Consider the following 24259-nt stretch of genomic DNA (forward strand, 5'->3'; position numbering starts at 1 on the left):
GGCGCTGCGGCGCCACATGGATACGTAGGAGCGGACCCGGCCGCGACGAGGCGTTACCCGCCAGTCGCCGATAAGGTGTTCCCGGGTAGCGCGCCGTCGCGGCCAGGTCCGCTCCTACGAAGGCTGCCCCGCAACGGCGGGCCCTTGCCCGGGTGTGCACCAAGCGGCGAGGCACACCGCGCGACTGCGTGACCGGCGATGGCGCGCCGTCTGGATCGGCTCGCAGCACGAACACGACCGCTTCGATGTCGACCTGCGGCACCCCTCCATACGCATGCGAATGTTATGCTGCGCATCTGCCCTTGCCATGGAATCTGGCCGCATGCGCGCTTCACTGTTCAAGCTCGGCATCAACCTGTGGCCGCCGTATCTGTTCGCCGGCATCCACGTCACCGTGCTGTCGGCCGATTACCGCTATGCACGCGTGGAGCTGCGCCAGCGCCCGTGGAATCGCAACTACGTCGGCACCCATTTCGGCGGCAGCCTGTTCGCAATGACCGACCCGTTCTGGATGCTGCTGACCATGCAGAACCTGGGGCGCGACTACTACGTCTGGGACAAGGCCGGCAGCATTGAATTCGTCAAACCCGGGCGCGGCACGGTGAGCGCGGATTTCGTCATCGACGACGGCATGCTCACCGAATTGCGTCAGGCCACGGCCAGCGGCGAAAAACATCTGCGCTGGTTCGAAAACGACGTGCACAACCGTGCGGGCGAGGTGGTCGCGCGGGTGCGCAAGCAGTTGTACGTCAAGCGCAAACCGGCACGCTGAAGCGCGCATCCACCGCATCACTGGCTGGCGCGAACACACGTACCGGTTCGAAGCGCGTCTGCGCGATGTGATCGTGGCGTGCGTAACACCGTCATCGCCGCGCGCACGCTCACGAGCTGTTGCGCGCTGCCTGCAGATTCTGAGGGCTCTCAACCCACATGGACTGCCTGCATGAAAACGATCAACGTCATCACCCTGGTGCTTCTTATCGTCGGCGGCATCAACTGGGGCCTGGTCGGCCTGTTCCAGTTGGATCTGGTCGCCACGCTGTTTGGCGGGCAGGACGCGCTGCTGTCGCGTGTGGTTTACACGCTGGTCGGCGTCTCTGCGTTGTGGCAGCTGGTCCCGCTGTTCCGCAACGACCACACCGCGACCGATCACCACACCAGCCCGCACGTGCGTAATTCGTAAGCGTGCATCACCCGGCATGCAGCGTTGAGATGTCGCTGTCAGCCTGCAGCTTTCAATCCGCAATTGCAGTAGGCAACTGATCGATGACACGACGCCGGCACACTCGCCGGCGTCGTGCTGTGTGGCGCACGTGCTTTGCGTCTTGGCGCGTGGTCGGCAAGAATCAGTCACCTTCTCCGCTTGGCTGCCTTCATGCTCCTGCGCACCTTAGCTTCCGCCTGCCTGCTCGCGTTGTTGTTGCCCGCTGCCGCCAATGCGGCCTATCGCAGCCCGCAACAGATTCTGGACAGCTCGCCGGCCAGCGCATGGCGTGTGCTCGACCCGGACCGCACGCTGTACATGGAACTGGACGGAGGCCGGGTGATCATCGAACTGGCGCCGCAATTTGCGCCCGCGCATGTGGGCAACATCCACACCCTGGCGCACGAGCGCTTCTGGGACGGGCTGACCATCTATCGCTCGCAGGACAACTTCGTGGTGCAGTTCGGCGACCCGGATGGCGAAACCCCGGCCAAGGCCAAGTCGCTGGGCTCGGCGAAGACGCATCTGCCGGCCGAATTCGAACGCGCATCGCAGGGCCTGGATTTTCAGCGCCTGCCCGACAGCGATGGCTGGGCGCCGCAGGTGGGCTTTGTCGATGGCTTTCCGGTTGGCCGTGACAGCGCCAGTGGCAAGACCTGGCTGGCGCATTGCTACGGCACGTTGGGCGCCGGCCGCAACAACGACGAAGACAGCAGCATCGGCGCCGAGTTGTATGTGGTCACCGGGCAATCGCCGCGCCAGCTGGACCGCAACATCACCGTAGTCGGCCGCGTGGTCAAAGGCATGGAATTATTGAGCGTGACGCCGCGCGGCCCGGACCCGATGGGTTTCTACGAAGACCCCGCGCAACGCGCACCGATCCGCGCCATTCGCCTGGCCAGCGAAGTGCCGCTGCCCGAGCGCACTCCTTTGCAGTTATTGCGCACCGATAGCCAGACCTTCCGCGACGTGGCCGAAGCGCGCCGCAATCGCAAGGACGATTTCTACAAGCGTCCTGCCGGGCATATCGATCTGTGCAATGTGCCGTTGCCGGTGCGCGCGCCGCCGGCGGCCGGCTGATTCGGGATTCGGGATTCGGGATTCGGGAAAGCATAGCCAGGCTCAGCTATTTTCAGACCTGCGCGCATGCTTAGCGTGCTCGCTCAGCGGGCGCGCTGACTGAAGGCCACGCTGCCCAGGATCAGCACCGCGGCCACCAGCATGGTCCAGGTCAACGGCTCGCCCAGCAGCGACCACGCCAGTAATGCGCCGAACACCGGCACCAGATAGGTCACCGTGGAGGCCCGCGCCGGGCCGATGCGCTGGATCAACCGGTAATACATCAAAAACGCCAACCCGGTGCACACCACACCGAGTGCGGTGGCGCAGGCCCAGGCCACCGCCGGCACCGGCGTGGTCGGCCACTGCCACCACGCCAGCGGTGCCAGCAGCAAGGCGCTGCAGCCCAGCGTGGATGCCGCCGATGCGGCCGGTGGCAGATCGCCCATATGGCGCTTCACCAGGTTGTAGCCGATGCCGTACAGCAGCGACGCGGTGGCGCCAGCCAGCGCCGCAGGCCCCACGCTCAATCCAGCCGACTTGCCGGTGGCCAACACCAGCACGCCGATGAAACCGATCAGCAACGCCAGCGCGCGACGCGTGCCGATCTTCTCGCCGAAAAACAGAAACGCGATCAATGCGGTGAACAACACCGTCATCGCATTGCAGATCGCACCGACCGCAGCCGGCGCGTGTTGCGCACCCCAGGCGAACAACAAAAACGGCAATGCCGAGTTGAGCACGCCGATCGCCGCCAGCATCGGCCAGCGATGCAGGGGAAAGCGCTCGCGCGCCAGCCACAGAAACGGCAACAGCACCAACGCACCCAGCGCCAGGCGAATTTCCACCAGCACCACGGTGCCGAACTTGGGCGCGGCTACGCGCATGAACAGGAACGAGCAGCCCCAGACGATGCCGAGGAAACCCAGTTCCAGCGGGGTGCGCCATTCGCGTGTTACCGCTCCCGGCTGTGTCGACGGTTGCGCACTCATGAACGTGCCTCCGGGCGCTGCCGTGGTGTGCTGAAACCGCAGGAAACAACACCAGGCAGGCAAACGGACATGGCACGATCATCGCTAAGGGGTAATGCAGCATCGGTTGCAACCGCAGGCACGACAAGCGCGTAATATCGAGGCGAGCCACAAATCTCACTCATGCCTCGATGAATCTGCGTCCGACCCTGTTACCTGCGCTGGGCGTGTTTGTCGCCGCTGCGCGCCACCAGAACTTCGCGCATGCCGCCGAAGAACTGCACCTCACTGCCAGTGCGGTCAGCCACCACGTGCGCAAGCTCGAAGCACTGTTGGGCGCAACCTTGTTCCAGCGCCTGCCGCGCGGGGTCAAGCTCACCGCAGAGGGGCGTCAACTGGCCGATTCCGCCAGTGCCGCGCTGGCCGAAATCGCTGCGGTGGCCGGCAACCTGCATCCACGCGAAGACGCCATCCCGCTGCGCGTGACCACACTGCGTTCGCTGTCGTATTGCTGGCTGTTGCCGCGGCTGCCGCGCTTTTGTCGCGCGCACCCGCATATCCGCATGGACCTGCAATCGGACGCGGCGTTTTCGCGCTTCGAAGAAGGTGGCCCGGACCTGGGCATTCGCTATGGCCAGGGCGCGTGGCCCGGATTGACCTCGCATCATCTGATGGACGACGAGTTGTTCCCGGTGGCCTCGCCGTCCTTGCCGGAGGTTGCCGCACTGCGTACGCCGGCGCAGATCGCGCAATTGCCACTGCTGAGCGACATGTCGCCGCAAGGCTGGCGCGACTGGTTCCGCGCCGCGCAGGTGCGCGGCACCACGTTGCCGCCGATGCACACCTTCAACGACAGCACCGATGCCATGCGCGCCGCAGTCTATGGCCTGGGCGCAGTGCTGGCGCGCAAGCACATCGCGCAACCGTATCTGCAGCGCTACGAACTGGTGCGCCTGCCCGGCCCCACCCTCAAGGCACGCTACGCCTACTACATCGTGCACCCCAGCCATCGCGTTCCCAGTCCTGCAGCGACGGCCTTTATCGACTGGCTCAAACGCGAAGCACTGGACGAACGCACGCCGATGCCGGCGCTGCCGGCCGAGTTGGTGACGTTGCCGGAAAGCGAGACCTTGAGTGAGGCGCGTGTGGGTCGACGATCGCGCAAGGCGTCGGCGTCGGAATGAGGTCGCGCAGGAATCGTCTTTGCATACAACACGGCGCGAGCATTCCTTCTGCCGCCGGGACATTGCCTCCTCCATGGGAGAAGGTGCCCGAAGGAGCAGCGAAGTCTGGATCTGCTGTCCCTTCTCCCTCCGGGAGAAGGTGCCCCGAAGGGGCGGATGAGGGTACGAGCGAAGCCTGGCAGAGTTTGAGTGCAAGTGTGGCTTCGCCCCGTACCCTCACCCCAACCCCTCTCCCGCAGGAGAGGGGCTTTTTGGTTGCGCCGGGGGATCTGAAGACGCGCGCGTCAGTGGCGCACAAGCATTGCCTTGGCACCCCACAGGAGAGGGGCTTCATGTCGAGCGGGAAAGCGCTCGTTGGGCTACACAGTCGATGGAGCATCTAACGCGCACCATCACCTCGTTTTTTCCTGTCGATGCCTAGGCTTTAGCTCCCCAACCTCTAGGACATTCCCATGCCAACTCTTCGCATGCGTATCACCGGCACCGACGACGACGCGCGTGCCATTGCCAATCTGCTGCAAAGCATCGAAGGCATCGAGCACGTGGAGGAAGTGGACGATCTGATGCCGCATCTGGACGACGACGATTCCAGCTCGGCAGGTCTGTCCGACGACGAAGGTCCGGGCAGCCACGAGTTCGAAGTGGAAGCCGGCAACGAAGCCACCGCGCAGAAGGTGCGCGATGCCGTGCAGGAACTGGCGCTGCAGCTGGACGTGTTTGTCGAATACGAAGTCGACGAAGGCTGAGCACGCCGTAGCGACGACTGCGCGGACATGGCGCACGCGCGGTCCTCGCTCAGCGGGTTGCATCACAACGTTCGCTGCAACGCCGCCTGCGTCAGGCAGGCGGCGCGCGCACGCACTCTCGCTTTCTAAATAAAGCCTAGCACGTGCAAGCTGGTGCAGCATCGCCGACCAGCTTGACCACTAGACCGAAAATGTTGCGCTGAGCCCGGCAGCTTCTCGACGTCACCGCGCAATGCGGCGCCGCCGCGCACGCCAGCGCCAGGCCTGCAGCAGCAACCAGCCGGCAATCACCGCGACCACGGCGACCGGCAGCAATGCCGCAACCGCGCGAATCACGAACGCCACGCTGGACGCGAACACCTGGCCGAACTCAGCGCCCGCTTCGGCAATCTCGCCCCTGCCCTGCTCGCCGCCGGTGCTGCGGAAGTTGAGCGTGAGCAGTTGCGTGCGCACACGGCGTTGTTGCTGCGCCGCTTCTTGCTGAGTCTGTTGCGCCTCGGCTTCGATTTCGGCCAGGCGCTTGGACAATGCCAGCAGATCGGTCACCGCCAGATCGCGGCGTTGCTGCAGTTCGAGCAGGCGTGCGTGTTCTTTCTGCAAACGCGCCTGCGCCAGGCCGGTGTCGGCGATCTGCTGCGCCAGGTCCTCGGCGCGCGTGCTGCGCGCAGCGACATCGCCGTGCTGGCCGGCCAGTTGCACCATCGGCTCGATGCCATCTGGCGCCAGCCGCACGCTGACGCTGCCGCTGGGGTCGCGACCACCCGTTTGTTCGACTGCCAGCAACGCGCAGTCGCCGAACTGCGCCGTCTGGCAGGCATTGCGCACCGCCACGATGCGTTGGCCGATCTGGTCGGCGGGCAGCTCAATGCGCACATCGTGCTCATACGCCAATGCGTTGCCTTGCGCGGCGGGCGGCGCCGGCGCTGGAGCGCCACCGTCTGCGGCCATCTCCGCCGAGTGTCGCGCACATCCACTCAGTGCCCAGCCCAGCAGCAACCCGACCGCGTAACGCTGCACGCCGCGCCTCATCGGCTGGCTCCATCGACCGCATGTACCCGCAACGCGGACAGATCCAGAGTGGGAAGGCAGCGCACATTGACCGCCACACTGGCCTCGCCGGTTCGGGGATTCATGCCCTCGCTGAACGGGGCAATGCCGCAGTGCGGGCAATGATGATGATCGACGTGATGCTGATTGAAGCGGTAGGTTCCCAGCGCCTCCGACTCACTCCGCAGACGCAGTTGCGTGCGCGTCCCGAACCACAGCAGGCCGCCGCGGCGACGGCACAACGAACAATTGCAGTCGTACGCCTCGGTGATCGGCGCATCGGTCTGAAGATCGAACGCGATGCGTCCGCAATGACAGCTACCGGCGTAGTGCATGGTGATCCTCCTTGGAATCAGGCCACTCTAAACCAATGGCGGATGCGGACAAGCGCGCACATGCCTATGCTGGCGGATTGCTTCGATCGGAATCCACCATGCGTCAACGCCTGCTCGTCCTCGCCCTGCTCGCCGGCCTCAGCGCCTGCCAGCAGCAGCCCGAATCACCGCGCGCCGGCACCAGTGATGCCAGCACCCAGGAGGCGCAGACGCCGGACGCGCGCTTTGCCGCACTGTCAAAGCGTGCGCTCGACACCTGGATGCAGCTGTCGCCGGTCACCGCCACCCAGACCGGCGATCACCGCTTCGACACGCAGATCGACGACCTGAGCACTGCCGGTCGTCAGCGCAGCCTGGATGCGGGCAAACAACTGCTGGCCGAGCTGGATGCCATCGAGGTGGCCAAGCTGTCGCGCGAGAACCAGGTCGATGCCGCGATCCTGCGCAATCAGCTGCAATCGGAAATCTGGAACACCGAGGTGCTGCAGAGCTGGGCCTGGGACCCGCAGGTCTACAACGGCCTGGCCGGCAGTGCGCTGTACGGCCTGATGGCGCGCGAGTTCGCGCCGCTGCCCGAGCGGCTGACCTCGGCCACCCAGCGCATGGAGAAGATTCCCGGCATTTTTGCGCAGGCGCGCGAGAACCTGGACCCGGCCCGCGTGCCGAAGATCCACGCCGAGACGGTGGCCAAGCAGAACAAGGGCATCCTCAGCATCGTCGATACCTTCATCGCACCCAACATCGGCCAGCTCGGCCCGATCGAAGCCGCGCGCGCGCAGGCGGCCATCGACAAGCTGCGCAAGGCCGTGGCCGAGCAGCAGACCTGGCTGGACACCGTGCTGGTGCCCAATGCCAAGGGCGATTTCCGCGTCGGCGCGCAACTCTACGATCAGAAGCTGAAATTCGCGCTGCTGTCGTCGCTGTCGCGTGCCGACATCAAGCAGCGCGCCGAGTCCGAACTCAAGCGTGTGCGCAGCGAGATGTACGGCATCGCCCGCACGGTGCTCAAGGACAAGCCCGGCGCACCGAAACTGCCCGCTGCCCCCAGCGACGATCAGCAGCAGGCCGCGATCGAAGCAGCGCTGGAACTGGCCTATGCCGACAAGCCGGCCCGCGACAAGGTAGTGGACGCAGCCAAGGCCGCACTGGCGCAGTCCACCGAATTCGTGCGCCAGAAGGATTTGATGACGCTGCCCGATTCGCCGGTGGACATCATCCTGATGCCGGAATTCCAGCGCGGCGTGGCGGTGGCGTACTGCGATTCGCCCGGCCCGCTCGACAAGAATCTCAAGACCTTCTATGCGGTGTCGCCGATTCCCGACGACTGGAACGAGAAGCAGGTCGATTCCTTCCTGCGCGAATACAACAGCCGCATGATCCACCTGCTCAGCATTCACGAAGGCACCCCTGGCCATTACCTGGAAGGCTGGCACTCGGGCAAATTCCCCTCCACGCTACGTGCAGTGCTGCGCTCAGGCATGTTCGCCGAGGGTTGGGCGGTCTACACCGAGCGCATGATGCAGGAGCAGGGGTATCTGGATAACGACCCGTTATTCCATTTGGTGCAGCTCAAGTTCTACCTGCGCAGCATTGCCAACGCCATCCTCGACCAGGGCGTGCATGTGGACGGCTGGGAGCGCGACAAGGCGATGCACCTGATGACCCACGACACCTTCCAGCAAGAGAGCGAAGCCTCGGGCAAGTGGGTGCGTGCGCAACTGTCGTCCGCACAATTGCCAACCTACTTCGTCGGCGTGCAGGAACATCTGGATACGCGCAAGGCAGTGCAGGCCAAGCTGGGCGACAGCTTCAATCTCAAGGCCTACCACGACCAGATGCTGTCGTACGGCGCCCCACCGGTGCGCTTTGCACGCGAGTTGATGTTGGATCAGCCGATCGAGTGACCGCGTCCTTCTCCCCTCGGGAGAAGGTGCCCCGCAGGGGCGGATGAGGCTACGGGCGAAGCTTCGTGTGGCCCAACTAGCGAGTAGCTTCGCTCCGTACCCTCACCCCAACCCCTCTCCCGACGGGAGAGGGGCTTAATGAAGAGCTGCCTACATCCCTTCTCCCCTCGGGAGAAGGTGCCCCGCAGGGGCGGATGAGGCTACGGGCGAAGCTTCGTGTGGCCCAACTAGCGAGTGGCTTCGCTCGGTACCCTCACCCCAACCCCTCTCCCGACGGAGAGGGGCTTGCCAGTGCCGTTGTTGCGCGTTTTAAGCAATCTACCAACCAACTACATCACCCATCCGCCGCAACAAACCCTCCCGTCTGCCGCGCCCACAGCCCGCCCTGCGCGATCAATTCCGCATGCGTGCCAGTTTCGACGATGCGGCCCGCGTCCATCACCACCAGCCGGTCCATGCGCGCGATGGTCGAAAGCCGGTGCGCAATTGCGATGACCGTCTTGTTGCCCATCAACGCGTCCAGACTGTCCTGGATCGCCGCTTCCACTTCCGAATCCAGTGCAGAGGTGGCTTCGTCCAGAATTAGGATCGGCGCGTCCTTCAGCAACACGCGCGCAATCGCGATGCGCTGCCGTTGACCGCCCGACAGCTTGACCCCGCGTTCGCCCACATACGCATCGAAACCACGCCGGCCTTCGCCATCCACCAGCGTGTCGATGAAGCTCTCGGCGCGCGCCTTGCGCACAGCCTCCAGCATCTGCGCTTCGGTGGCGTGCGGCCGCCCGTACAACAGGTTGTCGCGAATCGAACGATGCAGTAACGAGGTGTCCTGCGTGACCAGGCCGATCTGCCCGCGCAGGCTTTCCTGCGTCACCTGCGCGATGTCCTGCCCATCGATCAGGATGCGCCCCTGCTCCAGGTCGTACAGCCGCAGCAGCACATTGACCAGCGTCGATTTGCCGGCACCGGACGGCCCGACCAGGCCGATCTTCTCGCCCGCACGCACCTGCAGATCCAGCCCGGCAATCACGCCGCCACGTTTGCCGTAATGGAAATGGATGTGTTCGAACTGCACCTGTCCCTGCGTCACCTGCAGCGGCACTGCATCGGGCACGTCCTGCACCAGCACCGGCTGCGAAATGGTCTGCATGCCGTCCTGCACGCTGCCGATATCTTCGAAGATGCCGTTGACCGTCCACATGATCCAGCCGGACATGTTGTGGATGCGGATCACCAGGCCGGTCGCCAGCGTGATCGCGCCCACGCTGATCTGGCCGCGGCTCCACAGCCACAACGCCAGCCCGCAGGTGCCCACGATCAGAAAGCCATTGGCCACCGCAATGGCGGTATCCATGACGGTGGTCACGCGCGTCTGGCCGCGATGCTTGACCGTCAATTCATCGATCGCATCGCGCACATACGCCTGCTCGCGGCCGGCATGTGCAAACAGCTTGAGCGTGGAGATATTGGTATAGCCATCGACGATGCGCCCGGTCGCCTTGGAACGTGCATCCGATGCGATCCAGGCACGCGCCTTCATGCGCGGCACGAAGAACGCCATCAGCGCCACATACACCACCAGCCAGAGCGACAACGGCAGCATCAACCACGGATCGGCCTGCGCAAACAGCCACAACGCGCTGCCGGTATAGACCACGATGTACCAGAGCGCGTCCACCATCTGCACCGCCGATTCGCGCAGTGAGATGCCGGTCTGCATCACGCGATTGGCGATGCGCCCGGCAAAATCGTTGTGGAAGAACCCCAGGCTCTGCCGCACCACGTAGTTATGCATCAGCCAACGCGAGCGGTTGCTCAGGCCCGGCACGATCGCCTGATTGACCAGCAGGTTATGCAGGCCGGTGAACAACGGCCGCGCCACCAGCGTGATCAGCGCCATCCACACCAGCTCGCCGGCATGGCGACGGAAGAACGCCGGCCCCGGCCGCTCGGCGAGCATGTCGACGATGCGACCGAGGAAGTCGAACATCGCCACTTCCACCAGCGCCAGCAGCAACCCGGCGATCAGCGTAGCCAGCAGGATCGGCCACAACGGCCGCAGATAATGCAGATAGAACCGCCATACGCTACGTGGCGGCATTTCCCGCTCGATCGGCGGGAAGACATCGATCAGGGATTCGAACCAGCGGAACATTGCAACCACGTCACTGACACCGGGACGTCAGGCTAGCCGATCGCGCGTCAAGCCGCAGTGGCGTTCAGGTGTTGTCAGCCGCGCTTAGTCGCGCACACGCGCAAGCAACCGGTTGACCTCGTCCAGATCGAAATGCGCCGGATCGAAGCGTCCACCCAGCGTCGCCAGCACTTGCACGTGTTGCGCATGGCCCGGGTCGGCGATGATCTGCAGAAACTCCAGGTAGTGCTCGATGCCTTCGCTGTTTTCCGGCGGGCAGGCATTGGCGCCGTCCACGCAACGGGCGCCACGCAGGCCTGTATCCGGCGGCAGGATCGCCTCCACCTGCAGGCGATGCTGCCAGCCCGCGCCGCTGCCGTAGAAATAATCGAACCACTCCAGCTCGCCGACCGCGCTTTCCAACGTGACCCGGGCGGCATGCTTGAGCCGTGGGCGGTCGGGAACATCCAGCCCGGACTCGCCGTAGCGGCCGCCACCCAGGTCGAACTCGTACGGATGCGCGTTATTCCAGCCCATCGCCGGCTGCAGCACGCGATGCAGCGTTGCCAGGCGCAGCGACCCGGCCACCAGCAATCGGCGCCACACCAGCGGCGTGCTGCCCACCAGGGCGAGATGCAACTGATAGATCGGCACAGGCGTTTGCACCACCTGCTGTGCGGCTTTCTTTTTTTTGGCCTTGCTCATCGTGTCTTGGCTACCTGTTTGCGGTGCAAGTATGCAGCGATGCGCCACCGACTGCATCGCTGCATACTTGCAGCCGCCCAATTGCAGGCGGCCAATATCGATGACGCATGCAAGGACGCAAGCAAGCGCACCCAGATGGCAGACGCGCTTTCAGTACCTCGCAGCGTGGAGTGGCGGCATCAAGTAATTCCACCGCAGCGCAACGCCAGTTTGTCCCTGCATCTACAAAATCTGCGAAGAAACCTCATCGCTGCTGCAGACTCGGCACCGCGTCGGTCACGTGCGCATGGCGGCGCATGATCCAGTTGAACAACGGCGTGGCCATCAGCGTGGACAGGATCGCCATCAGCACCAGCACCGAGAACAGGCCTTGCTCGATCACGCCGGCCTGCAAGCCGATATTGATGATGATCAGCTCCATCAAACCGCGTGCATTCATCAGCGACCCGATCGCCATCGCATCGCGATTGTTCTCGCCGGTAATCCGCGCAGCGGCCCAGCAGGCCAATCCCTTGCCAATGAACGATGCCGCCAGAATCGCCACGCCGGCCAGCATGATCTGCGGCTGCAGCAGCACGCTGAGCTGGGTCTTGAGACCGGAATAGGTGAAGAACATCGGCAGCAGAAAGACCACCACGAACGGCTGCATCATCTCGCGCAGCTTTTCGGTCAACGCGCCCCTGGGCAGGCAAACGCCGAGCAGGAAGCCGCCGAACACTGCGTGGATGCCGATCGCATCCATCGCCCAGGCGCTGAGGCAGAACAGCATCAGGATCACCGCCAACACGCCATTGCTCAGCGGCTGGTCCGCCACCACGTAATTCTCGAGCCGCCGCAGCAGATGGCGGCCGACAAAAATCATGAACAACGCGTAGGCCACGCCACCGCCGATGGCCAGATACGCGCCCCCCCAACTGCCGCCGAAACTGGCCAACACGATCGCCAGAATGCACCACGCCGCCGCATCGTCGAACGCGCCGGCCGTCAACGCCAGCGTGCCCAACGGGCTATTGGTCAGACCGCGCTCGTGGATGATGCGCGCCAGCATCGGGAAGGCGGTAATGGCAATCGCCGCGCCCAAAAACAGCGAAGCTTCCGTCAACTTGGCTTTTTCCGAAAACAAGCCATCCACGTTGATCAGCCACGGACACATAGCAAAGGCCAGCGCGAACGGCACCGCAATTCCGGCTAACGACACGCTCATCGCGCTGCGATAGCGCGCGCGGAAATGATCGCTGCGGAAGTCGGTACCGACCAGGAACATGTACAGCCCCACGCCGAACTGGGCCAGCACGTAGAGCACGTCCAGCGTCTGCTTGGGAAACAGCGCCGCCTGCACATCCGGCAGCAACATGCCGAACAACGAAGGGCCCAACGCCACGCCGGCAATCATCTCGCCCACCACTTGCGGCTGCCCCACCCGCTTGGCCAACAAACCCACCAGACGGCAGATCAGCAAGATCACTGCAGCCTGCAAGAAGAAATACACCGACATCTGCGGAGTGGTCATGCGCAAGGCAACATCGTTGAGGGTGCGCGGATCATATCGAGCCGTGCCAGCGGGCGATAGCCATCGTGCAGCTGGCACGCAGGCATCGCCCAGGGTCGGCAAGGCTGTGCTGCACCGGCAAGCCAAGCGACGTGGTGCAGGCGCGCCGAGCCCGGTTACCCGCACGCGCCGTGATCAATGCCTTGCTGACGCCCGTGCTGCAGAGCAGATGGTGATCCCGATGCGGTGCAGTCGTTTGGGGGGGAGCACTGGACGATGCGCCCAGGCTGCCGTGGCCGCCAGCCACTACACGCTCCGTGCAGTGACTGTGCCCGCCTTCGCAACCAACGGCGCATTACTTCTGCGTCGGCTGCCCTTCTGCAACCGGCGTCAACACCAGGTCCTGGAAATCGAAGCTGAAATCGGTCAACGGCGAGATCGCCTCCATGCGCATTTCGCGCACCGCGCCATCCGGACTCAATGCGAAATTGACGAAGGCATCGGCATTCAAGCTGCGGTCGTCCCAGCGCACGATGAAGCTATCGTGCTGCCAGTGCTCCAGCGTGCCGATCAGCTGCGCGGTCTTGGAAAACTGCAGACGCAAGCGCTTGCCGTCCTGGCGAATCACCACATCGCCGTACCACGGGTCGCGATAGGTCGCTGCGTAACTGCGCAACGGCAACGACGGCGTGGAGCGCGCCGCGCGTGCGTCCAGATGCTTCTTCCAGCTGGTGTCGGCATCGCTGTCGGCCTTGTCCACCGCCTTGGCATAGGCAGCCGTCCAGTCGGTGGCCGGCACCTGCAAGAACGCATCCAGCACCTGCAAGGTCACCGCATTGAACGCGGCACCGACTTCCTGATTGGTCAGCACCACCACGCCCAGGTGTTGATCGGGCACCAGGGTCAGCCGCGACACCATGCCCGGCCAGCCACCGGTGTGCCACACCAGCCGATGCCCGCGATAATCGCTCAGGCTCCAGCCTTCACCGTAGCCGGCAAAATTGGGGCGCACCGCGGCCAGCTCCGGTACCGCCGGCTCGGCGATCGCAATCGGCGTGATCATCGACCACATGTCCTGCTGCCGCTTGGCACTGAACAACGCGGTGCCATCGGGCAACGCGCCCCCGGCCAGTTGCAGCTTCATCCACAGCGCCATGTCGTGCGCGCTGGAATAGACGCCGCCGGCACCGGAGTTATTGGACCAGGTCAACGGCGCGACCGTGCGCAGCTCGGTGAAGTCGTATTTGGCATGACCCACCGCCGCGTTGTCGCCGGGCTGCAGATGGTCGGCATTGAAGCGCGTACCACGCATGCCGACCGGCGCGAAGATGCGTTGCTGCAGAAACGCCGCATAGCTCTGCCCGGAAACTTGCTCGATCACCTTTTGCGCGACTGCGTAAAGAATGTTGTCGTAGGCGTAGCGGTCGCGAAAACCGCCTTTCAACGGCACCTTGGCCAGGCGCTGCACGACTTCTTCGGTGCTGTAGCTGGTGGTTGGCCAGAACAACAAATCGCCCGCGCCCAGGCTCAACCCACTGCGGTGCGCAAGCAGATCGCGCACGCGCATCTCGCCGCTGACATACGGGTCGGACATGCGAAACCACGGCAAATGCTCGATGACCTTGTCGTCGAGCGACAGCTTGCCCTCGTCGGCCAGCATCGACAACGAGGCCGCAGTGAACGCCTTGGTGTTGGATGCGATGGCGAACAAGGTATCGGCCTGCACCGGCGCGGGCTTGCCGATCTCGCGCACGCCGTAGCCGCGCTCCAGTACCACCTGTCCATCCTTGACGATGGCCACCGCAATCCCGGGCACATCGAACTGTTTGCGCACGCGCTCCATCTGCGCATCGAACTGTTGCATGCCGGCCGGAAGCTCGGCTGCCTGCGTTGTCGTCATCACGCCTGCCAGCATCAGCACGCCTCCACTCAGCCATCGGTTCAAGGTCACTGCTACGTTCCCATTGTTCTGATTCAGATCGATCCGCTTGCACTGTCCAGCGACAGCGGCAGCGGTGCCACCAACACGCCGTTGGCATCGGCGTACAGCCAATGCCCCGGCACGAATGCCACCCCGGCGAAATTCACCGGCACCTCCACATCGCCCAGATCGCGTCGCTCGGTGCGGCGTGGGCAGGCGCCCAACGCCAGCACGCCCAGCGGCAGCGTGGCGAGAATCTCCACATCGCGCACGCAGCCATGGATCAACACGCCGGCCCAGCCATTGGCCACCGCCTGCGCGGCGATCTGGTCGCCCAGCAACGCGTGCTTCAACGAGCCCTGCCCATCCACCACCAGCACCCGCCCATCGCCAGGCGTGGCGGCAAATTCGCGCACGCGCGAGTTGTCCTCGAAACAGCGCACCGTCGCAATTGGCCCGGAAAACGCCGCACGCCCACCGAAGTGGCGGAACAGCGGCTCGGCGACATGCACCTCGGGGAAGCGGTCACACAGATCGGGCGTGGTCCAGGTCATCGGTGCGATCTCAAGCGGCGATATCCGATGGTAGCGGCATGGCAGCGTCCGTGTAAGCCGATGGTCGGCTGGAAGGCAGAAGGGTGTGTCTGCGGCGCTTACGCCTTGCAAGTGCGCGGCGCCGTTTTTTTGAATGGCCACAACGATGCATGACGTCACCCGACCAACTTGATCACCCGTGCATGCCACATGCGCGCCCAACAGTCCCTGGCCGCAGCGGCCTTCATCCCTGCAAGCCCAGCGACGCTATCATCCAGCCAGGCATGCCTCGATCTGCCCGCAGCTGGGCACACGTGGCTGTCATTACGCCACTGTGGAGCCCGCCATGACCGACCTATTTGACGCACCCCCGCCCGCGCTCGATGGCATCCATGTCGGCATTGGCGGTTGGGTGTATGCGCCGTGGCGTGCCGGCATGTTCTATCCACAAGGGTTGGTGCAACGGCGCGAGCTGGAATACGCAAGCCGCCACGTCACTGCGATCGAAATCAACGGCACTTACTACGGCGCGCAAAAGCCGGCGACGTACGCGAAGTGGCGCGATGAGGTGCCGCCGGGATTCGTGTTCTCCGCAAAGGCCCCGCGCCGTATCACCCAATCGCGCAAGCTGGCGGGCACCAAGGCGCAGGTGGAAGACTTCATCGGTGGCATTGCCGAGCTTGGCGCCACGCTCGGCCCGTTGGTGTGGCAGTTCGAGCAGGGGCATCGCCTGCAGGCCGAGGATCTGGATGGTTTTCTGTCGCTGCTGCCCAAACGCGCCGGCAAGCGCGTGCTGCGGCATGTGCTGGAAATCCGCGATCACGACGCGGTGGACGCCTCGCTACTGGCATTGGTGCGCCGGCACGGCGTGGCCACGGTGTTCACCGATTCGGAGGAGCATCCGTCCTTTGCCGACCTGTCCACCGATTTTGTCTATGCGCGCTTGATGCGCAGCCAGGCGCGTCTCACCACAGGTTATCCGGCGCCGGCGTTGGCGCGCTGGGCCGAGCGCATCCAGGCCTGGCGGCGTGGCGAGGATCCGGCGGATCTACCGCACATTGATGCCGAGTCTCAAGCCAAAGCCACACCGCGCGAGGTGTTCGTGTTTTTCATCAGTGCTGCGAAGGAGCGCAATCCGGCTGCGGCAATGGCGTTGTTGCAGACGCTGGGTTCGCGCTAGTCCCGCCAGCGCGTGCCGCCGTCAGCAACCCGCGTGCATGGCCGCTCGACGTGGTTGGCGCGCAAGCGGCGCGTGTTTGGCGGCATGACGAATTAGGCGACAATGGCGCATGCCCACGACCGATCTGCGCAAGGCGCAACTGCAAATCCATTTCTGCGTCCTGCTCTGGGGCATCACCGCGATCCTGGGCAAGCTGATCACGCTGCCGGCGTTGCCGTTGGTGTGGTGGCGGATGTTGATCGTGGTGGTGGCGCTGGCGCTGTTGCCGCGCGTCTGGCGCGGACTGCGCGGCCTGTCCGCGCGGGTGATCCTGGGCTATTGCGGCATCGGCGCGCTGGTGGCCTTGCACTGGCTGACCTTCTACGGCGCGATCAAGTTGGCCAATGCATCGGTGGCAGCGACCTGCATTGCGCTGGCGCCGGTGTTTACCGCAGTGATCGAGCCGTGGGTGACGCAGCGGCCGTTCCGCCCGCGCGAATTGCTGTTCGGGCTGGCGGTGTTGCCGGGCGTGGCGCTGGTGGTCGGCGGCGTGCCGGATGGCATGCGTGCCGGCGTGGTGGTTGGCGCGATTTCGGCGGTATTTGTCGGGTTATTCGGCTCGCTCAACAAGCGCATGGTGACGCATGCCGACCCGCTCACCGTCACTGCCTTGGAACTCGGCGCCGGCACGTTGACCTTGACCTTGCTGGCACCGGCAATGCCGCTGCTGTTGCCGTCGTTGCATGGCAATTTGCTGATTATTCCCAGCCTGCACGATGGCGTGCTGCTGCTCGTGCTGTCGCTGGCCTGCACCTTGCTGCCGTTTGCACTGGCACTGGTGGCCTTGCGCCATCTCAGCGCCTACTCGGTGCAGCTGGTGACCAACCTGGAACCGGTCTACGCCATCGTGCTGGCAATCGCGCTGCTGGGCGAACAGCGCGAGCTGACCCTGCAGTTCTATCTGGGCGTGGCCATCATTCTCGGCGCGGTGTTCCTGCATCCCATGCTGGAACGCCGGCGCAAGATCGTGCACCCGGAACTGCTCGGCACCGCAGAAGCGAAGAACATCGTCGAGTGACTGCGCAGCGCAGTGCATCCGAGCGTCGACAACTCCCATCGAACCCCATCGTAGGAGCGGCCCAGGCCGCGACAGGCATTATCGATGAAGCATCGGCGCGCGCGCAGCAGCAGCGCCCTACCCCAACGCCACCACCTGATCGCGCCCGCCGCGCTTGGCCGCATACAAGGCCTGGTCGGCGCGCTTGATCACCGCTTCCACGTTTTCCTGCGGATGCAGCGTTGCCACGCCGATGCTTACCGTCACCGGCAGCGCGATCGTCATCACCGCCACGCTTTGGCGCAGATATTCGCATTGCACGCGCGCCTGCAGCAGATCCACATTGGGTAGCAGCAACACGAATTCCTCGCCGCCGTAACGGGCGATGGTGCCGGCACCGGCGACATGCGCGCGCAACAACGCCGAGAGCTCACGCAGCACCACATCGCCCTGGTCGTGCCCATGCACGTCGTTGACGGTCTTGAAGTGGTCCACGTCCAGTAACGCCACCGACAACGGCTGGCCTGCCGCACGCGTCTGCTCGGTCGCCGCCGCCAATGCAGCCGCAAAGGCACGCCGGTTGGGCAAGCCGGTCAATGGATCGGTACGGGTCTGTTCGACCAGGTCCGCGTTCAACGCATCCATCTGCGCGTAATAACCGGCCATCTGCTGCTCGTACCATTCGCGCTCATGCAACTGCTGACGCAGGCGCTTGCCGGCCAGGCGCAACTCCAGCAGATACGAGGCCTGGCGCGATAACGCCTGCAAGGCGTTACGCTGCTCATCGCGCAGATGCGTCGGGCTCTGGTCGAAGACGCACAGAGAGCCCAGCGCCATCCCTTCGCTGGTCACCAACGGTGCACCGGCGTAGAAGCGCACCGCAGAAGTGCCGGTCACCATCGGGTTGTCGTGGAAGCGTGGGTCGAGCAAGGTGTCGTCGACCATCAACACTTCATCCGGGCGCAGGATCGCGTGCGCACAAAACGAGATGTCGCGCGGCGCTTCGCCGCGTGGCGCGCCATGCGCAGACTTGAACCACTGGCGGTCTTCGTCCACCAACACCACGGCCGCCATCTGCGTCTCGCACAGCGTGGACGCGATCATGGTGAGATCGTCGAACGCGCGCTCAGGCGGCGAATCCAGCACCTCGTACTGGCGTAGCGCTGCGAGCCGCTCGGCCTCGTTGTCCGGCAATTCCGGTTTGATCACCTGCCCGCTCCCCAGCTGGCTATTTGCGGCGAAAGTATGACCGAGCGCGTCAAGCTCGACTATCGGGGTGCGCCGGACTACCCGAGACACCGTGTCGCTTCCGTTCAGCCCATGCCTTGCGGCGTCACCACTCGGTGCGCTGCGGCAGCAAGCCGCGCAGTTCCGCATCGCTGAGGTTGCGCCACTGCCCCGGCTTGAGCGCAGCCAGCTTGATGTTGTCGATGCGCACCCGACGCAGCTGGGTGACGCGGTAGCCGAATTCGGAGGCCATCAGGCGGATCTGCCGATTCAAGCCCTGCTCCAGCACGATGCGGAAGCCGAACTTGGCGATGCGCGCGGTGCGGCACGGCAACGTGGTCTCGTTGTGGATGCGCACGCCGCGTGCCATGCCACGCAGGAATTCGTCGGTGACCGGCTTGTTGACCGCCACCAGATATTCCTTCTGGTGACGATTTTCCGCACGCAGGATCTCGTTGACGATGTTGCCGTTACTGGTCATCAGGATCAGCCCCTCGGACTCCTTGTCGAGCCGGCCGACCGGGAAGATGCGCTGCTCGTGGCCGACGAATTCGACGATATTGCCCTTGACCGAGCTCTCGGTGGTGCAGGTGATGCCGACCGGCTTGTTGAGCGCGATATAGACATGCTTGCGGCCACCGGGCTTGCTGGCAGCGCGGGTGCGCAGCGGCTGGCCGTCCACCAGCACGCTGTCTTCCTCACCCACCACCGCACCGGTGCCGGCAGGCACGCCGTTGACGGTGACGCGGCGTTCGCCGATCAGCCGATCGGCCTCACGGCGGGAGCAGAAGCCGGTTTCGGCGATGTATTTGTTGAGTCGAGTTGTCATCTGCCGATTATCGGCGATTTATCGGCAATCGTGAGCCGTTGCCGCTATCCGGGCACCGCCATCAACGGCATGGAGGCCTGCACCAGTTCGTCCAGCGGGCATGGGCGATGCAGGCTGAAACCCTGCACCTGGCCCACGCCGGCCTCGCGCAGGCCGGCGATATCGGCTTCCGACTCCACCCCTTCGGCCACCACTTCGATCCCCAGCGCCAGGCCGACCTGCGCGATCGAATGCACTGCGGCGCGATCCACCGCGTCGTGCGCGTAATTGCGCACGAAGCCGCAATCGATCTTGAGCACGTCCACGGTGAACTGTTTGAGATAGCCGAACGAGGCCAGACCGCTGCCGAAATCGTCCAGCGCCACATGGCACCCATGCGCCCGCACGCTCTGCACGAAGCGCTGCGCCTGTTCCAGATTGCCGATGACTGCGGTCTCGGTGATCTCCATGCACAGCTTGGGCACCAGCGTGGGGTAGCGCTCGAACAGCGCGCACACGAAGTCGAGAAAATCCGGCTGCGCGATCGATTGCGCCGACAGATTCACATGGCACAGATCCAGTCTCGCCACATGCAGCGGGTTGGCCGCCAATTGTGCGCACAAGGTTTCCAGCACATGCACATCGACCATGCGACCCAGGCCATAGCGCTCCACCGCAGGCAGAAATTCGCCTGGGCTCAGCACGCGGCCGTCGCGCGCGCGCATGCGTACCAGCACTTCGTACTGCAGGCGTCCCGGGTCGCTCAGCACCTGGATTTTCTGCGCATACAGCAGCAAACGCTGTTCGGCGATGGACTGCTGCACCGCGCTGATCCAGCCACCGTCGTGGCGGCGCCGCGCCAGCGCCAGATCGTTTTCGTCGAAACAGCGAATGCGGTTGCGCCCTTCTTCCTTGGCCGCATAACAGGCCAGATCGGCGGCGGTCATCAAGGCGTTGAGATCACTGGCGCCCTGGCGGATTTCCACCACGCCAAAGCTGCAACTGGGCGTCAACGGCTTGCCGCCCTGATGGCTCCACGGCTGCCCGAGCACACCGTGCATATGGGTAAGCAAGGCCTGCGCCTGCAGCAGATCGGTATTGGCCAGCAGGATAGCGAACTCGTCGCCGCCCAGCCGCCCCAGCCAATCGCCGGGCCGCAGCTGCATGGTGATCACGTCGGCGAAGTGGCACAGGAATTTGTCGCCGACCGCATGCCCGAAGGTGTCGTTGACCAGTTTGAAATGATCCAGGTCGACAAAGCACAGCGCGTGGCATAGCTGCGGCGATTGCGGTGGTTCGATCAGGCGCAGCAGCCGGCGTTCGATCTCATGGCGATTGATCAAGCCGGTCAAGGCATCGTGGCGCGCGTGGAAAGACACTTCGTCGGCCAGCTCGTGCGCATGCGAGACATCTTCGATCACCGCCAGCACCAGCGTCGGTTCTTCCGGGCCCGGCTCCACCAGCGAGGCGCTCCAGCGCCCCCACATCACCCCGCCGTCGGCGCGCAGAAAGCGCAGTTCGCCGGACTGCATCAATCTGGGCCAATCGATCATGCCGCGGCTGTCCAGCGCGATATCGTCCGGATGCATCACCTCGGCCAGCGTGCAGGCCTGCAGTTCTTCGGGCCGGTAGCGCAGGATATTGGCCATCGAGGTGTTTGCATCGAGCACGCGACCGCGCAGGTCGAACTTGACCATGCCCAGCGCCGCCTGCTGAAACGCAGTGCGGAAGCGGCCCTCATGCGAAAGCAGATAATCGCGGATGCGGCGCATCGCCAGCACGCAGGTGGTCAGCACCAGCAGCAAGGTGGCTACGCTGCAGAACACCATCACATCGTGCAGCAGTCGCGCGCAGCGGATCAGCAAGGCCTGAAATTTTTCGGCATCGCCGCGCATGCGCGCATCCAGCAGATGCAGGTCCTCGCGCAGGTTCTGCAGCGCGCGCGGATCGGGCCGGCTGGTGGCTTGCGCCGATGCCGCCCTGTCGGCCAGTACGCTCAGCTGCAGGATGTCGGCGTCGGTGTGTTTCCACAGCGCGATCGCCTCGCTCAGATACGGAAACACCTGGCCGTAGCGGTACAGCCGTACCATTTGCGGCATGTCCTGGCGGGCATTACGCCCTGCGGCGAGACCGGCGTACACCGCGTCCCAGTCGATCACCGGCTGTTCGACCGCCTGACGCGCCGCACGATCGCCCAGCGGTACCTCCAGTGCGCGACAGGCGGCCTGCAGGTCGGCCGGATCACCGCTCACCAGATAGCGCTCCAACCAGTACACCGACTCCTGCTGGGCGTTGGACCAATGGCTTTGGCCGACGATCCAGGCGGTGGCGCCGGACTGGACCTCGATCATCAGCGCCGAGAGCATTGCCATGCCGACAGCCACACCGATCAGCAATGCCAAGGGAAGTGTCAGCCAGCCGCGCATCACGTGCATGGTCCGACCACCGCTTTTGCCGCGTGCCGCCTGCGCCATCGCCATCCTCGTCCCCCGCCGCTGCCCAATGCGATTCAGGCGCCCAGTGGGCGCCTGAAGGCAGTAGCGGCCGCAACGACCGAGTCTGTATGGCAATGCGCACCCGGCGAGCACAACTGCCTCACGGACTTAGCATGACTAACAAAGCATGGTTGGCGATGGACGCTTATTGAAGAACAAGACGCGGGAATCGGTATGCGTCAATAAACATATCGACTCCAGACACCGACTGCGCGGGCCAAATGGCCACACGCAGCCGGTTTGTCAGCTGCGCTTACTCGCCGCGCGGCTTGGGCGGACCCTTGCGATGCGGCGCACCAGCACGGTCCATCGGACGGTTCGGCCCATTCGGGCGACCGGCCGGCTTGCCACTACGCGGGAAGCGCGGCTTGGATGGCGACGCCGCAGCCTCGCCCTCTTCCAGCTTGCGCATGTTGAGCTGCTGGCCGGACACCCAGACCTTCTTCAGGTGCGTCAGCAATTCGCGCGGCATGTCGGCCGGCAGATCCAGAATCGAATAATCATCCTGGATGTCGATACGGCCGATGTAGCGGCTTTCCAGACCCGCTTCGTTGGCGATCGCGCCGACGATGTTGGCCGGCTTCACGCCGTGGGTGTGGCCCACTTCGATGCGGTAGCTCTCCATGCCGACCTCCGGCTCGCCACGCGGTGCGACCGGGTCGCGACGCGGACGCTCGGCGCCGGCGCCGTCACCGGCAAACGCAGGGCGCTCGGCACGCGGCGGACGCGCAGCGCGCTCGCCATCGGCACGCGGGCCACGTTCGAACTTCGGCTCGAAGCGTGGACGCTCGCCACGATCACCGCGATCACCGCGATCGGCACGCTCGTTGCGCTGCGGTGCGAATTCCTCGCGTGCGCCACGCACCGGCGGGGTCAGCAGGAACGGCGAATCGCCTTGCAGCAACTTGGCCATCGCCGCGGCGATATCGATCGCCGGCACGTTGTTCTCGCTCTCGTAGCGCTGCAGCAGATCGCGATACATCTCGATCTGCCCGCCAGCCAAGGTCTCGGTGATGCGGGTCATGAAACGCGCCACGCGGGTATCGTTGACCGCATCCACGCTGGGCAGCTGCATTTCTTCGATCGGCTGGCGGGTCGCGCGCTCGATCGAACGCAGCATGCCCTTCTCGCGCGGGGTGACGAACAGGATCGCATCGCCGGTGCGGCCGGCACGGCCGGTACGGCCGATGCGGTGCACATAGCTTTCGGTGTCGTACGGGATGTCGTAGTTCAGCACGTGGCTGACGCGCTCCACGTCCAGGCCGCGTGCGGCCACGTCGGTGGCGACCAGGATGTCCAGCTTGCCGTCCTTGAGCTGGGCAATGGTCTTCTCACGCGCCGCCTGCTGCATGTCGCCGTTGATGGCGGCAGCGGCCAGACCGCGTGCCTGCAGCTTCTGCGCCAGCTCTTCGGTACCGGCCTTGGTGCGCGCGAAGATGATCATGCCGTCGAACGGCTCGACCTCGAGAATGCGGGTCAGTGCATCCAGCTTGTGCAGGCCGCTCACCCACCAATAGCGCTGGCGGATGTTGGCCGAGGTGGTGGTCTTGGCCGCGATGGTGACTTCGGCCGGGTCCTTCAGATAGGTCTGCGCGATCCGGCGGATCGCCGGCGGCATGGTCGCAGAGAACAGCGCCACCTGGCGCTTTTCCGGCAACTTCTTCAGCACCGCTTCGACGTCGTCGATGAAGCCCATGCGCAGCATTTCGTCGGCTTCGTCCAGCACCAGCGTCTTGAGCTGGGACAGATCCAGGGTGCCGCGATCCAGGTGATCGATCACGCGGCCGGGAGTGCCCACCACCACATGCACGCCGCGCTTGAGCGCGCTCAGCTGCTGGGCGTAGGGCTGGCCGCCGTACACGGGCAGCACGCGGAAGCCGGGAATGGCTTCTGCATATTTCTGGAAGGCCTCGGCGACCTGGATGGCCAGCTCGCGGGTCGGGGCCAGCACCAGCGCCTGCGGCTTGAGCTGGTTCAGATCGGCGTTGGACAGCACCGGCAGCGCGAACGCGGCGGTCTTGCCGGTACCGGTCTGCGCCTGGCCGAGGACGTCGCGGCCGGCAAGCAGCGCGGGAATGGTGGCAGCCTGGATCGGCGACGGCGACTCGTAGCCAACGTTGGCAACGGCTTTCATCACAGCGTCCGAGAGGCCGAGGTCTGCAAACAGCAGCGGCGCGGAAGATTCTTGGGTCATTGGTAACTCCGGAGGCGCCGCACGGATCCGGCAAGCGCAAAGCAGCATAGTGTGCGCCTTCAGGCCCCCTGCTGTCGAAATTTTCAT

20 protein-coding genes are annotated in these 24259 nt (G+C 64.6%); 8 read left to right on the top strand and 12 right to left on the bottom strand.

Annotation, left to right across the window (positions count from 1 at the left end; genetic code table 11):
• Window positions 1-322 precede the first annotated feature (322 nt).
• From NMB96_RS21065 to NMB96_RS21075, 3 genes are all read left to right on the top strand, one after another.
• A complete protein-coding gene (locus NMB96_RS21065) occupies window positions 323-772 on the top strand; it encodes a DUF4442 domain-containing protein (RefSeq protein WP_255085579.1) in 450 nt (149 codons plus the stop codon).
• Between the two features lie 171 nt (window positions 773-943).
• Window positions 944-1183, top strand: a complete 240-nt coding sequence (locus tag NMB96_RS21070; protein ID WP_043889075.1) for a DUF378 domain-containing protein — start codon at window positions 944-946, stop codon at window positions 1181-1183.
• A 192-nt stretch (window positions 1184-1375) separates the two neighbouring features.
• Window positions 1376-2284 carry a peptidylprolyl isomerase gene (locus NMB96_RS21075; RefSeq protein WP_043889074.1) on the top strand — a complete coding sequence of 303 codons (909 nt, stop codon included), beginning with the start codon at window positions 1376-1378 and terminating at the stop codon, window positions 2282-2284.
• 83 nt (window positions 2285-2367) lie between these two features.
• Here NMB96_RS21075 and NMB96_RS21080 read toward each other — a convergent pair whose 3' ends face one another.
• Window positions 2368-3255 (bottom strand): DMT family transporter, encoded by an 888-nt coding sequence (locus tag NMB96_RS21080; protein ID WP_023903352.1) that lies wholly within the window; start codon window positions 3253-3255, stop codon window positions 2368-2370.
• A gap of 170 nt (window positions 3256-3425) precedes the next feature.
• Here NMB96_RS21080 and NMB96_RS21085 point away from each other — a divergent pair, with 170 nt between their 5' ends.
• A complete protein-coding gene (locus NMB96_RS21085) occupies window positions 3426-4418 on the top strand; it encodes a LysR substrate-binding domain-containing protein (protein ID WP_255085581.1) in 993 nt (330 codons plus the stop codon).
• A 452-nt stretch (window positions 4419-4870) separates the two neighbouring features.
• Complete coding sequence (locus tag NMB96_RS21090; protein WP_023903350.1) at window positions 4871-5164, top strand: hypothetical protein; 294 nt, start codon at window positions 4871-4873, stop codon at window positions 5162-5164.
• Between the two features lie 222 nt (window positions 5165-5386).
• On the opposite strand, the gene NMB96_RS21095 is transcribed toward NMB96_RS21090, so the two are convergent.
• Both NMB96_RS21095 and NMB96_RS21100 read right to left on the bottom strand, forming a co-directional pair.
• Window positions 5387-6193 (bottom strand): DUF4349 domain-containing protein, encoded by an 807-nt coding sequence (locus NMB96_RS21095; RefSeq protein ID WP_023903349.1) that lies wholly within the window; start codon window positions 6191-6193, stop codon window positions 5387-5389.
• Window positions 6190-6546, bottom strand: a complete 357-nt coding sequence (locus NMB96_RS21100) for a GFA family protein (protein ID WP_023903348.1) — start codon at window positions 6544-6546, stop codon at window positions 6190-6192. The genes NMB96_RS21095 and NMB96_RS21100 overlap by 4 nt, the downstream gene beginning before the upstream one ends.
• Before the next feature lie 98 nt (window positions 6547-6644).
• On the opposite strand from NMB96_RS21100, the gene NMB96_RS21105 reads away from it, so the two are divergent.
• Window positions 6645-8450 carry a DUF885 domain-containing protein gene (locus tag NMB96_RS21105; RefSeq protein ID WP_043889732.1) on the top strand — a complete coding sequence of 602 codons (1806 nt, stop codon included), beginning with the start codon at window positions 6645-6647 and terminating at the stop codon, window positions 8448-8450.
• Window positions 8451-8784: 334 nt separating this feature from the next.
• Here NMB96_RS21105 and NMB96_RS21110 read toward each other — a convergent pair whose 3' ends face one another.
• The 5 genes from NMB96_RS21110 to rraA all read right to left on the bottom strand — a co-directional run bounded on the left by NMB96_RS21110 (window position 8785) and on the right by rraA (window position 15253).
• Complete coding sequence (locus NMB96_RS21110) at window positions 8785-10605, bottom strand: ABC transporter ATP-binding protein (RefSeq protein ID WP_255085582.1); 1821 nt, start codon at window positions 10603-10605, stop codon at window positions 8785-8787.
• 84 nt (window positions 10606-10689) lie between these two features.
• Entirely contained in the window at window positions 10690-11289 is a 600-nt protein-coding gene (locus NMB96_RS21115; RefSeq protein ID WP_255085583.1) for a plasmid pRiA4b ORF-3 family protein, read from the bottom strand.
• A 244-nt stretch (window positions 11290-11533) separates the two neighbouring features.
• Entirely contained in the window at window positions 11534-12799 is a 1266-nt protein-coding gene (locus tag NMB96_RS21120) for a cation:proton antiporter (RefSeq protein ID WP_043889313.1), read from the bottom strand.
• Between the two features lie 334 nt (window positions 12800-13133).
• The gene (locus tag NMB96_RS21125) at window positions 13134-14729 is read right to left on the bottom strand and encodes a serine hydrolase (protein ID WP_255085585.1); all 1596 of its coding nucleotides are present in this window, start codon (window positions 14727-14729) and stop codon (window positions 13134-13136) included.
• Window positions 14730-14752: 23 nt separating this feature from the next.
• A complete protein-coding gene (gene rraA / locus NMB96_RS21130) occupies window positions 14753-15253 on the bottom strand; it encodes a ribonuclease E activity regulator RraA (RefSeq protein WP_255085587.1) in 501 nt (166 codons plus the stop codon).
• Window positions 15254-15578: 325 nt separating this feature from the next.
• On the opposite strand from rraA, the gene NMB96_RS21135 reads away from it, so the two are divergent.
• Window positions 15579-16412 carry a DUF72 domain-containing protein gene (locus tag NMB96_RS21135; RefSeq protein WP_255085589.1) on the top strand — a complete coding sequence of 278 codons (834 nt, stop codon included), beginning with the start codon at window positions 15579-15581 and terminating at the stop codon, window positions 16410-16412.
• A 109-nt stretch (window positions 16413-16521) separates the two neighbouring features.
• Window positions 16522-17469 (top strand): DMT family transporter, encoded by a 948-nt coding sequence (locus tag NMB96_RS21140; protein ID WP_104591569.1) that lies wholly within the window; start codon window positions 16522-16524, stop codon window positions 17467-17469.
• A gap of 117 nt (window positions 17470-17586) precedes the next feature.
• Here NMB96_RS21140 and NMB96_RS21145 read toward each other — a convergent pair whose 3' ends face one another.
• The 4 genes from NMB96_RS21145 to NMB96_RS21160 form a co-directional block, all read right to left on the bottom strand.
• Entirely contained in the window at window positions 17587-18720 is a 1134-nt protein-coding gene (locus NMB96_RS21145; protein WP_205394804.1) for a GGDEF domain-containing protein, read from the bottom strand.
• Window positions 18721-18781: 61 nt separating this feature from the next.
• A complete protein-coding gene (locus NMB96_RS21150; protein ID WP_104549680.1) occupies window positions 18782-19504 on the bottom strand; it encodes a pseudouridine synthase in 723 nt (240 codons plus the stop codon).
• A gap of 44 nt (window positions 19505-19548) precedes the next feature.
• Window positions 19549-21957: a putative bifunctional diguanylate cyclase/phosphodiesterase gene (locus NMB96_RS21155; RefSeq protein ID WP_255085591.1), complete on the bottom strand. Its 2409-nt coding sequence runs from the start codon at window positions 21955-21957 to the stop codon at window positions 19549-19551.
• 274 nt (window positions 21958-22231) lie between these two features.
• A complete protein-coding gene (locus NMB96_RS21160) occupies window positions 22232-24172 on the bottom strand; it encodes a DEAD/DEAH box helicase (protein WP_104549681.1) in 1941 nt (646 codons plus the stop codon).
• Window positions 24173-24259: the final 87 nt, after the last annotated feature.

Source organism: Xanthomonas hortorum, from assembly GCF_024339125.1.
Classification (GTDB): Bacteria; Pseudomonadota; Gammaproteobacteria; order Xanthomonadales; family Xanthomonadaceae; genus Xanthomonas; species Xanthomonas hortorum.

Excerpts from the sequence above, each read along its gene's own strand:
- rraA (WP_255085587.1), bottom strand. The coding sequence starts at position 15,253 with ATGACCTGGACCACGCCCGATCTGTGTGACCGCTTCCCCGAGGTGCAT.
- NMB96_RS21140 (WP_104591569.1), top strand. The coding sequence starts at position 16,522 with ATGCCCACGACCGATCTGCGCAAGGCGCAACTGCAAATCCATTTCTGC.
- NMB96_RS21100 (WP_023903348.1), bottom strand. The coding sequence starts at position 6,546 with ATGCACTACGCCGGTAGCTGTCATTGCGGACGCATCGCGTTCGATCTT.
- NMB96_RS21135 (WP_255085589.1), top strand. The coding sequence starts at position 15,579 with ATGACCGACCTATTTGACGCACCCCCGCCCGCGCTCGATGGCATCCAT.
- NMB96_RS21065 (WP_255085579.1), top strand. The coding sequence starts at position 323 with ATGCGCGCTTCACTGTTCAAGCTCGGCATCAACCTGTGGCCGCCGTAT.
- NMB96_RS21155 (WP_255085591.1), bottom strand. The coding sequence starts at position 21,957 with ATGGCGCAGGCGGCACGCGGCAAAAGCGGTGGTCGGACCATGCACGTG.
- NMB96_RS21095 (WP_023903349.1), bottom strand. The coding sequence starts at position 6,193 with ATGAGGCGCGGCGTGCAGCGTTACGCGGTCGGGTTGCTGCTGGGCTGG.
- NMB96_RS21090 (WP_023903350.1), top strand. The coding sequence starts at position 4,871 with ATGCCAACTCTTCGCATGCGTATCACCGGCACCGACGACGACGCGCGT.
- NMB96_RS21075 (WP_043889074.1), top strand. The coding sequence starts at position 1,376 with ATGCTCCTGCGCACCTTAGCTTCCGCCTGCCTGCTCGCGTTGTTGTTG.
- NMB96_RS21085 (WP_255085581.1), top strand. The coding sequence starts at position 3,426 with ATGAATCTGCGTCCGACCCTGTTACCTGCGCTGGGCGTGTTTGTCGCC.
- NMB96_RS21120 (WP_043889313.1), bottom strand. The coding sequence starts at position 12,799 with ATGACCACTCCGCAGATGTCGGTGTATTTCTTCTTGCAGGCTGCAGTG.
- NMB96_RS21105 (WP_043889732.1), top strand. The coding sequence starts at position 6,645 with ATGCGTCAACGCCTGCTCGTCCTCGCCCTGCTCGCCGGCCTCAGCGCC.
- NMB96_RS21160 (WP_104549681.1), bottom strand. The coding sequence starts at position 24,172 with ATGACCCAAGAATCTTCCGCGCCGCTGCTGTTTGCAGACCTCGGCCTC.
- NMB96_RS21115 (WP_255085583.1), bottom strand. The coding sequence starts at position 11,289 with ATGAGCAAGGCCAAAAAAAAGAAAGCCGCACAGCAGGTGGTGCAAACG.
- NMB96_RS21080 (WP_023903352.1), bottom strand. The coding sequence starts at position 3,255 with ATGAGTGCGCAACCGTCGACACAGCCGGGAGCGGTAACACGCGAATGG.
- NMB96_RS21070 (WP_043889075.1), top strand. The coding sequence starts at position 944 with ATGAAAACGATCAACGTCATCACCCTGGTGCTTCTTATCGTCGGCGGC.
- NMB96_RS21150 (WP_104549680.1), bottom strand. The coding sequence starts at position 19,504 with ATGACAACTCGACTCAACAAATACATCGCCGAAACCGGCTTCTGCTCC.
- NMB96_RS21110 (WP_255085582.1), bottom strand. The coding sequence starts at position 10,605 with ATGTTCCGCTGGTTCGAATCCCTGATCGATGTCTTCCCGCCGATCGAG.